Annotated in this window: 9 protein-coding genes, 10 tRNA genes and 2 rRNA genes; 20 read left to right on the top strand and 1 reads right to left on the bottom strand. The window is 36.2% G+C overall.

Going from position 1 to position 16,012, the window contains the following annotated elements:
• Positions 1 to 124 precede the first annotated feature (124 nt).
• The 13 genes from M915_RS02840 (at position 125) to M915_RS02780 (ending at position 6,747) form a co-directional block, all read left to right on the top strand.
• Positions 125 to 2,984 (top strand): 23S ribosomal RNA (locus tag M915_RS02840).
• 30 nt (positions 2,985 to 3,014) lie between these two features.
• Positions 3,015 to 3,130, top strand: a 5S ribosomal RNA gene (gene rrf / locus M915_RS02835).
• Between the two features lie 39 nt (positions 3,131 to 3,169).
• Positions 3,170 to 3,244: transfer RNA gene (locus tag M915_RS02830), tRNA-Asn, on the top strand.
• 5 nt (positions 3,245 to 3,249) lie between these two features.
• Positions 3,250 to 3,338 (top strand) — tRNA-Leu (locus M915_RS02825).
• Positions 3,339 to 3,362: 24 nt separating this feature from the next.
• Positions 3,363 to 3,439: transfer RNA gene (locus M915_RS02820), tRNA-Met, on the top strand.
• A 9-nt stretch (positions 3,440 to 3,448) separates the two neighbouring features.
• Positions 3,449 to 3,523, top strand: a tRNA-Glu gene (locus M915_RS02815).
• 8 nt (positions 3,524 to 3,531) lie between these two features.
• A tRNA-Val gene (locus tag M915_RS02810) sits at positions 3,532 to 3,607 on the top strand.
• A 26-nt stretch (positions 3,608 to 3,633) separates the two neighbouring features.
• Positions 3,634 to 3,710 (top strand) — tRNA-Asp (locus M915_RS02805).
• A 21-nt stretch (positions 3,711 to 3,731) separates the two neighbouring features.
• Positions 3,732 to 3,807, top strand: a tRNA-Thr gene (locus M915_RS02800).
• An 11-nt stretch (positions 3,808 to 3,818) separates the two neighbouring features.
• Positions 3,819 to 3,904, top strand: a tRNA-Tyr gene (locus M915_RS02795).
• Positions 3,905 to 3,921: 17 nt separating this feature from the next.
• Positions 3,922 to 3,996 (top strand) — tRNA-Gly (locus M915_RS02790).
• A gap of 5 nt (positions 3,997 to 4,001) precedes the next feature.
• A tRNA-Arg gene (locus M915_RS02785) sits at positions 4,002 to 4,078 on the top strand.
• Positions 4,079 to 4,452: 374 nt separating this feature from the next.
• Positions 4,453 to 6,747, top strand: a complete 2,295-nt coding sequence (locus tag M915_RS02780; RefSeq protein WP_036729139.1) for a heavy metal translocating P-type ATPase — start codon at positions 4,453 to 4,455, stop codon at positions 6,745 to 6,747.
• Between the two features lie 74 nt (positions 6,748 to 6,821).
• Here M915_RS02780 and M915_RS02775 read toward each other — a convergent pair whose 3' ends face one another.
• Complete coding sequence (locus tag M915_RS02775; protein WP_036729136.1) at positions 6,822 to 7,721, bottom strand: TIGR01212 family radical SAM protein; 900 nt, start codon at positions 7,719 to 7,721, stop codon at positions 6,822 to 6,824.
• Between the two features lie 78 nt (positions 7,722 to 7,799).
• Here M915_RS02775 and M915_RS02770 point away from each other — a divergent pair, with 78 nt between their 5' ends.
• From M915_RS02770 to M915_RS02740, 7 genes are all read left to right on the top strand, one after another.
• On the top strand, positions 7,800 to 8,702 hold the full coding sequence (locus M915_RS02770) for a tetratricopeptide repeat protein (protein WP_235043762.1): 903 nt from the start codon (positions 7,800 to 7,802) through the stop codon (positions 8,700 to 8,702).
• A gap of 2 nt (positions 8,703 to 8,704) precedes the next feature.
• Positions 8,705 to 9,460 carry a type I methionyl aminopeptidase gene (gene map / locus M915_RS02765; RefSeq protein ID WP_009222634.1) on the top strand — a complete coding sequence of 252 codons (756 nt, stop codon included), beginning with the start codon at positions 8,705 to 8,707 and terminating at the stop codon, positions 9,458 to 9,460.
• 24 nt (positions 9,461 to 9,484) lie between these two features.
• Entirely contained in the window at positions 9,485 to 10,870 is a 1,386-nt protein-coding gene (locus M915_RS02760) for an MATE family efflux transporter (RefSeq protein WP_036729133.1), read from the top strand.
• Between the two features lie 10 nt (positions 10,871 to 10,880).
• Complete coding sequence (locus tag M915_RS02755) at positions 10,881 to 11,480, top strand: peptidylprolyl isomerase (RefSeq protein ID WP_036729130.1); 600 nt, start codon at positions 10,881 to 10,883, stop codon at positions 11,478 to 11,480.
• Between the two features lie 94 nt (positions 11,481 to 11,574).
• The gene (gene yfcC, locus M915_RS02750) at positions 11,575 to 13,086 is read left to right on the top strand and encodes a putative basic amino acid antiporter YfcC (protein WP_009222636.1); all 1,512 of its coding nucleotides are present in this window, start codon (positions 11,575 to 11,577) and stop codon (positions 13,084 to 13,086) included.
• A gap of 166 nt (positions 13,087 to 13,252) precedes the next feature.
• Positions 13,253 to 14,446 carry a hypothetical protein gene (locus M915_RS02745; protein WP_009222637.1) on the top strand — a complete coding sequence of 398 codons (1,194 nt, stop codon included), beginning with the start codon at positions 13,253 to 13,255 and terminating at the stop codon, positions 14,444 to 14,446.
• A 10-nt stretch (positions 14,447 to 14,456) separates the two neighbouring features.
• Positions 14,457 to 15,779: an SPFH domain-containing protein gene (locus M915_RS02740; RefSeq protein WP_036729126.1), complete on the top strand. Its 1,323-nt coding sequence runs from the start codon at positions 14,457 to 14,459 to the stop codon at positions 15,777 to 15,779.
• The last annotated feature ends 233 nt before the right edge of the window (positions 15,780 to 16,012 follow it).

The raw sequence follows: 16,012 nt of genomic DNA, 5'->3' as shown, positions 1-16,012 counted from the left end.
AAATCATTAAAAGAACCATGAAAACTACAAATCTAGAAGAAAGTCAAAACTTAAATTTCAGAAGAAATAAAGAAAAGACAAGAACACTGGAAAAGAAGTTAAATTTAGAAATAAATATAACAAAGGTCAAGTAAAAAAGAGCATTAGGTGAATGCCTAGGCACCAAGAGGCGAAGAAGGACGTGACAAGCTGCGAAAAGCTGTGGTAAGGAGCAAATATCCATCGACCCACAGATATCCGAATGGGGAAACCCACCTTAAAAAGGTATCTTTAAGCGAATAAATAACTTAAAGAAGCGAACCGGGTGAACTGAAACATCTAAGTAACCCGAGGAAAAGAAAGAAAACTCGATATCCCAAGTAGCGGCGAGCGAACAGGATAGAGCCCAACCGTGCATAAAGTATAAATAGCCAGTAGAATCATTTGGGAAGATGAACCAAAGAAGGTAACAGTCCTGTAAACGAAGGCGAAGAAATACCGGCACAAAAGAGTACCACGAGACACGAGAAACCTTGTGGGAAAATGGGGGGACCACCCCCCAAGGCTAAATACTACTTGGTGACCGATAGCGAACAAGTACCGTGAGGGAAAGGTGAAAAGAACCCCGGGAGGGGAGTGAAATAGAAACTGAAACCTAATGTTTACAAGCAGCGAAACTGGCAAAAGCCAGGATCGTGTACTTTTTGTAGAACGGGCCAGCGAGTTATGATATCTAGCAAGGTTAAAGTATAAAGTACCGGAGCCGTAGAGAAATCGAGTCTTAATAGGGCGAAAGTTAGATGTCATAGACCCGAAACCGTGTGATCTATCCATGGGCAGAGTGAAGTTGAAGTAAAATTCAATGGAGGCTCGAACCGGGTAGCGTTTAAAAGCTATCGGATGACCTGTGGATAGGGGTGAAAAGCCAAACGAACACGGAGATAGCTGGTTCTCCTCGAAATAGCTTTAGGGCTAGCCTTTAGTGATCAATGATGAGGGGGTAGAGCACTGAATCGTAGAGGGGTCTGTAAGATTACTAATACGTATCAAACTCCGAATACCAAATCAAGCACTAAGGAGTCAGACAATGTGGGATGAGCTTCATTGTCGAAAGGGAAACAGCCCAGACCACCAGCTAAGGTCCCAAAATAATAGTTAAGTGGGAAAGGATGTGGAGTTACTCAGACAACCAGGATGTTGGCTTAGAAGCAGCCATACATTCAAAGAGTGCGTAATAGCTCACTGGTCAAGTGACTCTGCGCCGAAGATAACCGGGGCTAAACTATATACCGAAGCTGTGGACTACGAAAGTAGTGGTAGAGGAGCAATGTGTAAGAGACGAAGCATAAGGCGTAAGCCGATGTGGATTTTACAGAAGAGAGAATGCTGGCATGAGTAGCGAAAGGTGAGTGAGAATCTCACCCGTCGAAAACCTAAGGATTCCTGAGGAAGGCTCGTCCACTCAGGGTAAGTCGGGACCTAAGGCGAGGCTGAAAAGCGTAGTCGATGGACAACAGGTGGAAATTCCTGTACCGATATGAAGCGTAAGAAAGTAAGTGGGGACGCAGGAGGATAGTAGCAGCGCCCAGTTGGTGAGGCGTGCAAGCACAAAGGTGGGAATAGAGGCAAATCCCTATTCTAAGAACACTAAAGTGTGATGCGGATCGAAAAACAAGTAGAGAAGGATATGACTCCACACTGCCAAGAAAAGCCACTATCAAGTAACATATCGCCCGTACCGCAAACCGACACAGGTAGGAGAGGAGAGAATCCTAAGACGAGCGGAAGAACCTTTGTTAAGGAACTCGGCAAAATGACCCCGTAAGTTAGCGAGAAGGGGAGCCCCTGTAAAAGGGGGCCGCAGTAAAAAGGCCCAAGCGACTGTTTACCAAAAACATAAGTTTCTGCAAAGTCGAAAGACGAAGTATAGGAGCTGACACCTGCCCGGTGCTGGAAGGTTAAGGGAAAATGTTAGGAGCAATTCGAAGCATAGAACTGAAGCCCCAGTAAACGGCGGCCGTAACTATAACGGTCCTAAGGTAGCGAAATTCCTTGTCGGGTAAGTTCCGACCCGCACGAAAGGTGTAACGATTTGGGCACTGTCTCAACAAAGGATCCGGTGAAATTGTAGTAGCGGTAAAGATGCCGCTTACCCACGACAGGACGGAAAGACCCCGTGGAGCTTTACTGTAGGCTGACATTGGATTTTGAGTTTAAATGTACAGGATAGGTGGGAGACAAAGAAGCTAGTACGCCAGTATTAGTGGAGTCAACCTTGGGATACCACTCTTTTAAGCTTAGAATTCTAACCTAACCCCTTGAATCAGGGGAAGGGACACTGTCAGTCGGGCAGTTTGACTGGGGCGGTCGCCTCCCAAAAAGTAACGGAGGCGTTCAAAGGTTCCCTCAGCACGGACGGAAATCGTGCGAAGAGTGCAAAGGCAGAAGGGAGCTTAACTGCGAGACCAACAAGTCGAGCAGATAGGAAACTAGGACTTAGTGATCCGGTGGTACCGAGTGGAAGGGCCATCGCTCAACGGATAAAAGCTACCCCGGGGATAACAGGCTTATCTCCCCCAAGAGTCCACATCGACGGGGAGGTTTGGCACCTCGATGTCGGCTCGTCTCATCCTGGGGCTGAAGTAGGTCCCAAGGGTTGGGCTGTTCGCCCATTAAAGAGGCACGCGAGCTGGGTTCAGAACGTCGTGAGACAGTTCGGTCCCTATCCGTCGTGGGCGTAGGAAATTTGAGAGGAGCTGTCCTTAGTACGAGAGGACCGGGATGGACTAACCTCTGGTGAATCAGTTGCACTGCCAAGTGCACGGCTGAGTAGCTAAGTTAGGAAGGGATAAGAGCTGAAGGCATCTAAGCACGAAGCCCCCCTCGAGATGAGATTTCCCCTGAAAAGATAAGACCCCTTGAAGAAAACGAGGTAGATAGGCTCAAGGTGTAAGAGCAGCAATGTTTTAAGCTAAAGAGTACTAATAGGTCGAAGACTTGACCAAGAAAGAAGAAAGATTTGTAGTTAAATGGTATCCGGTAACGAAAGTAAGAGGGAAACACCTGTAACCATACCGAACACAGAAGTTAAGGCTCAATACGCCGATGGTACTTGGCTGGCGACGGCCCGGGAGAGTAGGTATTGCCGGATTGTAAAAACAAAAGAAGTCGCTAAATAAGCGACAAATGATCTTAGGTAGCTCAATGGTGGAGCAACCGGCTGTTAACCGGTAGGTTGTGGGTTCGAGTCCCACCCTGAGAGCCAGAAATGCCGGGGTGGCGGAACTGGCAGACGCACAGGACTTAAAATCCTGCGGTGGTAAAACACCGTACCGGTTCGATTCCGGTCCTCGGCACCAAAAAAAGGTGTAAAAAAAGAATGGCGCGGGATGGAGCAGTCCGGTAGCTCGTCGGGCTCATAACCCGAAGGTCGTAGGTTCAAATCCTGCTCCCGCTACCAAAAAAATCAGGCCCTGTGGTCAAGCGGTTAAGACACCACCCTTTCACGGTGGTATCCCGGGTTCGATTCCCGGCAGGGTCACCAAAATAAATGGGCGCATAGCTCAGTTGGGAGAGCATCTGCCTTACAAGCAGGGGGTCATAGGTTCGAGCCCTATTGTGCCCACCATTTAAATAAAGAGAGAGTTCTAACGAGGCCTGGTAGTTCAGTTGGTTAGAATGCCAGCCTGTCACGCTGGAGGTCGTCGGTTCGAGCCCGATCCAGGTCGCCAAAGAAAAAGGGAAAAAGAAGTGCTGGTGTAGCTCAATTGGTAGAGCAACTGACTTGTAATCAGTAGGTTGGGGGTTCAAGTCCTCTCACCAGCTCCAAGAGAAATCAAGGAGGAGTTCCCGAGTTGGCCAAAGGGGACGGACTGTAAATCCGTTAGCACAGCTTTCAGTGGTTCAAATCCACTCTCCTCCACCATTTAAATTTAATAATATGCGGATGTGGCTCAGTGGTAGAGCATCGCCTTGCCAAGGCGAGGGTCGCGAGTTCGAATCTCGTCATCCGCTCCATATATGCACCGTTAGCTCAGCTGGATAGAGCGTCTGGCTACGGACCAGAAGGTCAGGGGTTCGAATCCTCCACGGTGCACCAAGTAAAACCTTGTAATTTTATAATTATAAGGTTTTTTTGTTGTATGATTTAATAATTATCCTTGTATGATACGAATGTTATGCTATTATTTTTCATTAACTATATAAATCTTCATTTCAATTTGCTTAATTTCAAAAATTATATTTACAGTTTTTATTTAGTATATTATTTATAAATTTCATTGTTTTAAATGAATAAAAAATTTTTGAAATTATAGTTTTATTCATATTTAAAAATTAATTCAGTAGTAAATATTTAATAACTTATTTTTAATATATGGTTTTTCTTGACAAGATATTTGTAATAAGATAAAATATAATTAAATTATATGAACAAATAAACAAGTATACAAATACTGATAGGAGGGAGCCGATATGAAATACAAATTAAAGAATTTGGATTGTGAAGTTTGTAGTGATGATATAAGAAATCACAGTCATCAAATTGAAGGAATTGATAGAGTATATAATGATAATGGCGAAATTGTGATTGAGAGTCATGAAGATATATCAGCATCTGAAATTTTAAATAATATTTCAACGCATTTAAAGCATATTGGACATGAACACAACATGACAATTTGCAGTGAGTATATAATTTATTTAAGGGGACTTAATTGTGCACATTGTACTAAAAAAATAGAAGAGGCTACTTCCGTTCTTGGAGGTGTTAAATCTGCAAACTATGATTTCACAAATGAAAAATTTAATTTACTTATTGAAGACAGTGCGGACAGAGATTCTATTTTTAATGAAGTTAAGGTGATAGTGGACAGAATTGAGCCTGAAGTTGTTGTTGAAAAAGCAGATTTAAAAAAATCAAATACAGAGCTTAAGAAAATAAGTATTTTTGATTATAAGATGGAATTTTTAAAGTTTGCAGCAATTTTGGCTGCATTGATTTTAACTGTAATTTTAAAAATTCCGGATGTATTTAAACTTGTAGTGTATTTACTTTTATATCTATATTTAGGGCAAGAAGTTATAGTGTCTGCAGCTAAAAATGTCATAAAAGGTGAAGTTTTTGATGAAAGATTTTTAATGAGCGTTGCATCTATCGGTGCATTTGTTGTCGGAGAGTATCCTGAAGCTGTTGCTGTTATGTTGTTCTATAAAGTTGGTCAGTTGTTTGAGAATATTGCTCTTGAAAATTCAAGAAATTCTATTTCAAAGGTACTTGAATTGAAGGCGGAATATGCAAATGTTTTAATTGGAGATATTATAAAAGAGGTTGACCCCAAAGATGTAAATATTGGAGATATTATTTTTATAAGACCAGGAGAAAAAGTTCCGCTTGATGGAGTTGTAATTGACGGGAATAGTAATCTTGATACTTCAAATATAACGGGAGAATCAATTCCAAGATTTATAGATAGTGGGGATGAAGTAATTTCAGGGTGTATTAATATTGATAGACCGTTGAAGGTAGAGGTTCAGAAGAATTATGAAAATACTACGGTTGCTAAAATATTAGAACTTGTAGAGAATTCTGCTGTAAGAAAATCTAAAACAGAAAAAATTATTACAAAATTTGCAAAAGTATATACTCCGATTGTAGTTTTACTTGCTGTATTAATTACTGTAATACTTCCGTTAAGGGGAATTTTAAGTTTTTATGATGCATTTTTCAGAGCATGTATTTTTCTTGTAATAAGCTGTCCTTGTGCATTTGTAATTTCGGTACCGCTTGGAGTTTTTGCAGGGATTGGTTCAGCATCCAAAAATGGAATTTTTGTAAAGGGTGGAAATTACCTTGAGGCGTTAAGTGATGTTTCAAATATAGTTTTTGATAAAACAGGTACAATAACTAAGGGTATTTTTGAAATTTCAGATATAAAACCTGTAGGGGAGTTTTCTGATAAGGAGATTTTAAAATATGCTGTAACGGCAGAACGGACATCTACTCATCCCATAGCTACTGCAATTTTAAAGAGAGATAATTCTTATTTTGAAGATGCTGAGGATTTTAATGAGTATCCGGGAAAAGGGATAGTATATACATTAAATGGCGATAAAATTTTTGTCGGTAACGGAAAACTTTTGAAGGAGAATAATATAGAGTTTGAAACTTTGCATGAATCCGGAGTTGTAGTGTATGTTGCAAAAGCGGGGAGCTGCATAGGCAGCATAGTTATTTCAGACAGTGTTAAGGATGAGGCATGGAAAGAAATAAGAAAACTTAAAAAACTTGGTATGCATCTAACTATACTGTCAGGAGATAATGAGGAGAATACGAAATTAACTTCAAACAGTATAGGAATTAACGACTGTTATGGAGATTTGCTTCCTAATGAAAAGGTAGAAAAGCTTGAAGAGATTATGAAGAAAGCTACAAATAAAGTTTTGTTTGTAGGAGATGGAGTAAATGATGCGCCTGTTCTTTCAAGGGCTGACATAGGGGTAGCTATGGGAACTATTGGTTCTGATAGTGCAATTGATGCGGCAGATATTGTTATTATGAATGACGAACTTTCTAAAATAGCAACAGCAATTAAAATTTCAAATAAGACAAAAAAAATAATTTATCAAAATATATTTTTTGCATTATTTGTAAAAATTTTAGTTCTTATACTTGGCGCATTGGGACTTACTACTATGTGGGTAGCGGTTTTTGCCGATGTGGGAGTAACTGTAATTGCGGTTCTGAATTCTATTCGTGCATTAAATTGAAATGTAAAAAAATATAATATTAAAGAGTGAAGGGTTTTATTCTTTCACTCTTTTTAATTGAAGTTATGTTGTATTTATATTATTATAGGTAAGTTTCTATTTTTAAGTTCTTTATCTATTGATGATATTACAGAAAGTTTATCGGCACACCATTTCGGTTCAATCAGTTTTTTCTTATCTGCATCTCCCGTAAGCCGATGAATTACAATATCTTTTGGCAATATTTCTATACTGTCACAAACAAGATTTATATAATCGTCTTTGGATATAATATCAAATTTATTTTCCAAGTAATAGTTATATAAATCAGAGTCATTTTGAATATATAAAGAATGAAATTTTATACCGAAAGGATGTAGAGCTTTGACATACTTTACTGTATTTAACATATCTTCTTTAGTTTCATAGGGGAGTCCGAAAATTATATGAGTCAGAAATTTTATATTATTATTTTTTAATTTTTTAACATTTTCATCAAAGATTTTATGACTATATCCTCTATTGATTATGTTTATTGTATTTTCATTTATAGTTTGCATTCCTATTTCAAGCCATAGAAAAGTTTTTTCATTTAGTCTTTTTAGCATTTCCATAACATCGTCTCCAAGACAATCAGCTCTTGTTGCAATTGATAATCCTATGATATCATCTCTTTTAATTACGTAGGTATATATTTTTTCAAGAGATTCTATGTTTCCATATGTGTTTGTGAAATTTTGAAAGTATGCAATAAATTTTGTGGCGTTCCATTTTTTAGAAAGGAGATATTTTTGCTGATTTATTTGGTTATCTATTGACAATAATCTATCCCCGGCAAAATCTCCGCTTCCTCTTTCAGAACAAAATATACAACCTCTGTAACTTAAAGTTCCGTCTCTGTTGGGGCATGTACTTCCTATGTCAAGTGACAGCTTTGCGATTTTTGTATTAAATTTTTCTTTGAAATAATCGTTAAATGATAAGAATCTTCTCATTAATACCTCCAAATATTAAGTAAATTATACCACACTTTATTTTTTTTGATATAATGATAAGGGAGGTCAATTTTGACTGTGTATTTGAATTTTAATGAAAAATATAACAATTATATTATTATAGCTAATGATTTTGTAAGCAAAGATGACTTAAAATCAGCTTTAAATGCATATAATAAGGCACTTGAGTTTGCCACAACACTTGATAAGAAAATAGATGTGTTATTTGAAATTTCAGATATATATTTAATTTTTGAAGAGTATTTAAGTGCTAAAATATGTTTTGAAAAAATTATTGAGATTGATAGTACAAGAAGCGGTGCGTATTATGGAGTTGCGTTTACAAATGATTTTTTAAATGGCAGTGTAGAAGAGAGTATCAAGTATTATAAACTTGCAATAGAGTATGATGATAATTATGATAGGGCATATTATTATCTTGGTCATTGCTATGATAAAACAGGAGATAAAAATGCAGCCCTTCGCTGTTTTAAAAAATGTATAGATATAGATTCCGAAGATTATATAAGTTATAATGACATTGGCTGTATATATGAAGAACAAAAGTGTTATGATATGGCGAAGCATTATTTTGAGTGCAGTCTTAAAATTAATCCTAATTATTTTAGAGCACTTTATAATATGGGAGTAGTATATAAGGCTTTGGGAGATAATAATGTTGCGCTTGAATATTATTTTAAGGCTAAGAACGAGGAAAAAAATCCCTATATTTATCTAAATATCTCTGCAATTTATATTGAACTTAAAGATTTTAACAGAGCTATTGAGATTTTAAATGAGGGAATAGAATATAATCCCGAAAGTGTAAATCTTTTTTACAATAGGGCATGTTCAAAGGCGAGACTTGGTGATAAAGAGGGGGCTCTTTTAGATTTAAAGAGGGCAGTTAATATAAATAAGGAAGCTTACAATTGGGCTGTTAATGATTTAGATTTAACAGAGGTTATTAAGGAGATGTAGTTATGGTAATAATAAAAACTGAAGAAGAAATACAAAAAATGATTATTGCGGGAAAGCTCCTATCTCAAGTTCATCATGAACTTAGAAACAGAGTTAAGCCGGGAGTAAAGACTATTGAGCTTGACAGATTCGTAGAGGAGTTTTTAAAAGATAGAGGAGCATATCCTGAACAGAAGGGATATGAAGGATTTCCCTACTCAATTTGTGCATCTGTAAATGATGAAATTTGTCATGGATTTCCCGGAGAGTATGTATTAAAAGATGGCGATATTATAACTATTGATATGGTTGTCAATGTAGACGGATATTTGGCAGATTCCGCATGGAGTTATGAAGTAGGAACTGTTTCAGAAGAAGCTCATAATTTACTTGAAGTTACAAGAAAATGTATGTATCTTGGAATAGAACAAGCTAAAATAGGTAACAGACTTGGGGATATAGGACATGCAATTCAAACTTATGCCGAAAGCAACGGATATTCAGTTGTAAGAGAGTTTGTAGGTCATGGAATAGGAAAAGAAATGCACGAAGATCCGCAGGTTCTTCACTACGGAAAGCCGGGAAGAGGGCTTAGGATTAGAGAGGGAATGGTATTTACTATTGAGCCTATGATTAATGCGGGAGGTCCGGATCTTATAATTGATGATGACGGATGGACTGCAAGGACAAAAGACGGTTCACTGTCAGCTCAATATGAGCATCAGATTGCAATAACAAAAGACGGGCCGATAATAATTACAGATCAGGGAGATTGTTAATAAAATTTTATTTAGAGAGTGAATATGAGTAAGGATATTGATTTATTAAATGGGAGTATAACAAATTCAATAATAAGGCTTTCGCTTCCTCTAATGGGAACTGCTTTTATTCAAATGGCATATTCTCTTGTAGATTTGATTTGGGTAGGAAAACTATCAACTGAAGCTGTTGCTGCAGTCGGGTGTTGCGGTTTTTTTATATGGATTGCACAGTCGTTGATTTTGATTTCCAGGACAGGACTTTCCGTTGGAATGAGTCAAGCTTATGGGAAGAGAGATAACAGAGATTTGGGGGAAGTTGCTCGAAGCGGTTTTCAAGTGAATTTTTTAATATGGACAGCTCTCACACTTATATATACTGTATTTAGGGATGATATTCTCGGATTTTACAGACTCGATCATGAGGTAGAAATTCTTGCTGTAAAATATTTTAATATAATTACTTTCGGACTTATATTTACATTTTGGGTTCCGGCAATAGAAAGTGTGTATTATGCAAGAGGAAACAGCACTACACCGTTTAAAGTATCTACGGTAGCATTAATATTTAACATTATTGCAGATCCGATTTTAATATTTGGACTCGGTCCGTTTCCGAATCTTGGTATAGAAGGAGCTGCAATAGCAACTGTACTTGCACAGGCAATAGCATTTTTCATTTTTATTTATCTTGGTATAAAAGATAGAGAAATTTATGTGAGAATAAATTATTTTAAAAAAATTAATATAAATAGAATAATATATATTTTTAAACTTGGTGTACCTGCATCACTTCAATCTATAATTCATGCACTTGTAGGTATAAGATTAAATAGGTTTATAGCTGATTTTGGAGCTGCAAGTATAGCTGCATTTGCGATAGGAGCTCAGATAGAGTCTGTATCATGGATGAGTGCGGAGGGATTTTCGACTGCGTTCAGTTCAATTTTCGGACAAAATTACGGAGCAAAAAACTTTGAGAGAATTTTGGAATGTAGAAAAAAGGGATTAAAAATACTTACAACAGTAGGGGTACTTGCAGCATCATTACTTTTTTTCGCAAGAGAGCCGATTTTTAAAATATTCATTAATGATATGGATGTAATAAAGATTGGAAGCAGCTATCTTATGATTAATGCAATATCAGAAATTTTCATGGTCTATGAGATAGGAACAACCGGCATGTTAAATGGGCTTGGACTTACAAAATATCCCGCTATAAATGCGGTTATATTTAATGTATTTAGGATACCTATGGCAATATTTTTAATTCCGATTTTTGGTGTAGATGGAATTTGGGCGGCTATAAGTATTTCAAGTGTTATAAAAGGAATAGTTATTATAATTTGTTATAAGTATATATCTGATAAGACATCAGGATTTAGAGAAAATATGAATATGTATGTAAGTAAAATGGATGAAATTATTTAGGAGGAGTATTATGTTAAATCAATTAAAAGAGCCTGTTAAGGGAGAAGAAGTTGCAGTAATTAAGACTAATCATGGAGTTATTAAGATCAGACTATTTGAAGAAGCTGCACCGAAAGCTGTTGAGAATTTTAAAGAACTTATAAAAAAAGGATATTATGATAATACTATTTTTCATAGAGTAATTGATAATTTTATGATACAAGGCGGAGACCCTACCGGAACAGGAATGGGAGGAGAAAGTATCTGGGGAAAATCGTTTGAAGATGAGTTTAATTTGAATTATAGAAATTTTAGAGGGGCTCTATCTATGGCAAATGCAGGTCCAAATACAAACGGTTCACAATTTTTTATAGTACAAATGGGTCCTGTTGAAGAAGATATAATTAGACAAATGAGATCTGCAGGAGAAGAAAAAGGATATCCTGATGAAGTTGTAGATGTTTATGAAAATTTGGGAGGCACATATTGGCTTGATGGTAAGCACTCTGTTTTTGGACAAGTATTTGACGGAATGGATGTAGTAGATGAAATAGCGTCTGTTTCTGTAGGATTCAGAGATAAGCCTGTTGAAGATGTAGTTATTGAAAAAGCAAGTATAGAAGTATTTTAAAGTTCTCTAATTTTAGGGAACTTTTTTTATAGTTTGTAACTATGCTTTATATTAATTTCTTTATAGTGTATAATAAATAAAAAGGAGGTAAATTATGGACAAGAAGAAAGAAATTAAAATGCCTGATACTTTTATAATTATTTTCTTTGTAGTATTATTTGCGGCACTTTTAACCTATGTTGTTCCCAAGGGACACTTTGAAACGGAGGAAATAACTTATACTGTAGATGGAAAAGACAAGACGAGAACGGTAATTAAAAATGGAACATTTGAGTATGTTACAGATGATGCAGGTTCTCCTGTTAAAGAAGGAGTAAAAGTTTTTGCATCTGATGAAGACGGCGGTTCAGGTTTTTTGAATTATATGTTTGAAGGACTTGTAACAGGTGATAAGTATGGAAGTGCTGTTGGAGTAGTTGCATTTATTTTAGTAATTGGCGGAGCTTTTGGAATAGTTCTTTCAACAGGTGCCATTGAAGGCGGAATCATGAGAATGATAGATAAGCTAAATGGAAAAGAGGTTATTTTACTTCCCGTATTGTTTTTATTATTCTCGCTTGGAGGAGCGGTATTTGGAATGGGCGAAGAGGCTATTCCGTTTGTAATGATAGTGGTTCCGATGGTAATAGCCATGGGATATGATGCGGTTGTCGGAATTATAATAACTTATGTTGCAACTCAAATAGGTTTTGCAACTTCTTGGATGAATCCGTTTTCTGTAGCTGTTGCACAGGGTATATCGGGAATTCCTGTTCTATCCGGAGCTAATTTCAGAATTGCAATGTGGTGTATTTTCAACTTTATAGTTATTGTATATACTATGATTTATGCGAAAAAAATAAGAAAAGACCCAAGACGTTCAGTATCTTATGAATCTGATGCATATTTTAGAGAAGATTTTGAAAAGAGTAAAAATACTTCTATGGAATTTAATTTAGGACATAAGTTGATTATACTTGATTTAGTTTTAACTATGGTTTGGGTAGTATGGGGAGTTACTAAAAAGGGATATTATATTCCTGAAATAGCAACTCAATTTTTCACAATGGGAATAGTAGCAGGTATAATCGGAATAATTTTTAAATTGAATAATATGTCATTAAACAATATGGCAGTATCATTTAGAAACGGAGCTAAGGATTTACTTGGACCTGCGATGGTAGTAGGTATGGCACAAGGTATAATATTTGTGCTTGGAGGTACAGACCCTACTAACGGAACAGTTTTAAATACTATATTAAATACTGCAGCAAGTGGAATTTCAAAGCTTTCTCCAACAATATCAGCTTGGATAATGTATGTATTTCAATCAGTATTTAACTTTTTTGTAGTATCAGGTTCAGGACAGGCATCTTTAACAATGCCTCTAATGGCACCGCTTGCCGATTTAGCCGGAGTTACAAGACAAGTTGCAGTTCTTGCATTTCAACTTGGAGATGGATTGACAAATTTAATAGTTCCTACATCGGGACTTTTAATGGCAGTTCTTGGAGCAGCAAGACTTGAATGGGGAAAATGGGCTAAATTCCAAATTAAAATGCAGGCATTACTGTTTGTAGTAGCAACTGTATTTGTAGTTGCTGCGGTAGCAATGGGATTTGCATAAAACTTGGTGATGGGGGAGGGAAACCTCCCTTATTTTTATATAATAATGTGTATTTGTATATTACTGATGAAAAACATACAATAATATGGTAAACTAATTATAACTTTTAGTGCTGATGCATATGTAAATATAAAATGTTTAATTTTTATGAAAGGTGGCGATAGAAATGAAAGAAGAAAATTATAACGGAGCGGAAGATCGGAATAAAAGTTTTGATGAGCAGATTAATCGTGTAGATACAATGAAAGAAACCGATAAAAAGTGTCCAAGTTGTGGAGGAGTAATGGATTTTAATCCAAATACAGGGGGTTTAAAATGTCCATACTGCGGAGCAGAGGAACAAATAGAAGTTGAAAATACCGATTTTGTTGCCGTTGAGCTTGATTTTGACAGTGCGGAAGAAAATGCTTTATGTGATTGGGGAACCAAGACAAAGACGGTAATATGTAAATCATGTGGAGCTGAAACAATTTATGATGTCAATCAAATATCCAATGAGTGTCCTTATTGCGGTTCAAATCAGGTAATGAATGAAAAAGATAAGGATATTATGGCGCCGGGTGGTGTTGTTGTATTTAAGCTTGATTCAAAAATGGCAGGCGGTAAATTTAAAGATTGGATTAAGAAAAAACTGTTTTGTCCGAATCTTGCAAAGGAGAGTGCAAAACCGACAGCATTTAAGGGAGTATATGTCCCATATTGGACTTTCGATGCAGATACATATAGCAGATATTCAGGGCAATATGGTATAGACAGACATTATAAAGATTCGGAGGGCAAGGATCATATAGAGGTAATTTGGCATAGTACAAGAGGAGATTTTTCTTATTCGGTTGATGATATGCTTTGTTGCGGTTCAAGTATTCAAAATGAAAAGATGCTTTCCGGAATAGAGCCGTTTGACACAACACAAGTTGTAGAATATAAGCCTGAATATATGGCGGGATTTATGGCTGAAAGGTATACTGTTAAAATGAAAAGTGCCTGGGAAATTGTAAAGAGAAAAATTTCAGGTATAATAAGCGGGAAAATTGATAATAAAATTTTAAGAGAAAATAATGCACAGCATACGAAAAATGTGGATATTGATACTGAATTTTCAAATATAACATATAAATATATATTGTTGCCAATTTGGATATCGTCATTTAAATATAAAAATAAAGTATATCAATTTGTAGTAAACGGTCAAACCGGTAAGGTAAGTGGAGAATCTCCTATTTCAATACCGAAAGTTTTACTTGCAATTATTATTGCATCCGCAGTAATATTTGCAATTTACTATTTAAATAAAGACAGTTCAAATTCAGCGGCAATAGTTAATAATGTTTATTCTATAATTGGAAAATATATAATGTAGGAGGATTAGTATGGGACTTCTTAAAGTTGGATTGGGAGCAGCTTCATCTGTATTGGCAGATCAGTGGAGAGAATATTTTTATTGCTCTGAAATGCTGGAAGATGTATTAGTTAGGAAAGGCGAAAAGAGAAAAGCTAAAAAATCATTTAATGATAAGGGAAGCGACAATATAATAACGAACGGTTCAATAATTGCAATAAATGAAGGTCAATGTATGATCATAGTTGACCAGGGAGCAATAGCGGAAGTAAGTGCAGAAGCAGGAGAATTTGTATTTGACAATTCTACAGAACCAAGTATATTTTACGGGGATTTAAAAGAAGAAGTAAAAAAGACTTTTGATACATTTGTAAAGAGATTTACAATGGGAGGAGATACCGGTAAAGATCAGAGAGTATATTTCTTCAATCTGAAGGACATAATAGGGAATAAATATGGCACTGTGAATGCAGTTCCATTTAGAGTTGTGGATACAAATATCGGACTTGACATTGATATATCTATAAGATGTCATGGTGAGTATGTTTATAAAATAACAGATCCAATTTTATTTTATAAAAACATTTGCGGAAATGTTGATGATGAATTTTATAGAGATAGAATAGAATCTCAGCTTAGAAGTGAATTACTTACAGCACTTCAGCCTGCATTTGCAAGAATATCCGAAATGGGAATAAGGTATAGTGCTCTTCCGGGTCATGCTCAAGATTTATCAAATATATTAAATGATATTTTATCCGATAAATGGGGCAAGCACTACGGAATAGAAATAACCGAATTTGGAGTAAGTTCGGTAAAAGCATCTGAAGAAGATGAAAATATGATTAAGGAAATACAACGAAACGCTGCATTCAGAAATCCAACTATGGCAGCGGCACATCTTGTAGGTTCTCAAGCGGAGGCAATGAAATCTGCCGCATCAAATGAAAGTGGAGCATTCATGGCATTTGCCGGAATGAATATGGCAAATAGTGCCGGAGGAATGAATGCACAAGGTCTGTTTAATATGGGACAGGAACAAGCACAGACACAACAGGTAGCATCGCAAACAACAGAGACACCTGTAGGATGGACTTGTAGTTGCGGAACAAGTGGAAACACAGGAAAGTTTTGTATGGAATGTGGAAGTCAAAAGCCTGAAGAATTGTTTTGGACTTGTGAATGTGGAGTCAAGAATAAAGGGAAATTCTGCATGGAATGTGGGAGTCCGAAACCGACAGGTGCATTACAGTATAAATGTGATAAATGTGGATGGGAACCGTCAGATCCAAAGAACCCTCCAAAATTCTGTCCCGAATGTGGAGATCCGTTTGATGATGGGGATGTAAAATAAAATTAATTGAAAATTAGTTTGAAAAAATTAATTAAATATACTATATAATTTTTAAATCAATTTAAGTTTTTTAAATGGCATAGTCAGTAATTATACTGAGTATGCCATTTTTTCTTATACATTAACTTGGCAATTAGTGTGAAGATAAAACTATATAGTTTCATCAATAATATTGAGTTAAAAATAATTCAATATATTTGTTCGTATTGACGGGTAAGTGGGTAATATATTAA

The sequence above is a fragment of the Peptoniphilus mikwangii genome (assembly GCF_000468535.1).
GTDB lineage: Bacteria > Bacillota > Clostridia > Tissierellales > Peptoniphilaceae > Anaerosphaera > Anaerosphaera mikwangii.
Note: the sequence above shows the minus strand (reverse complement) of the source record. Positions and strands in the feature narration are given on the sequence as shown.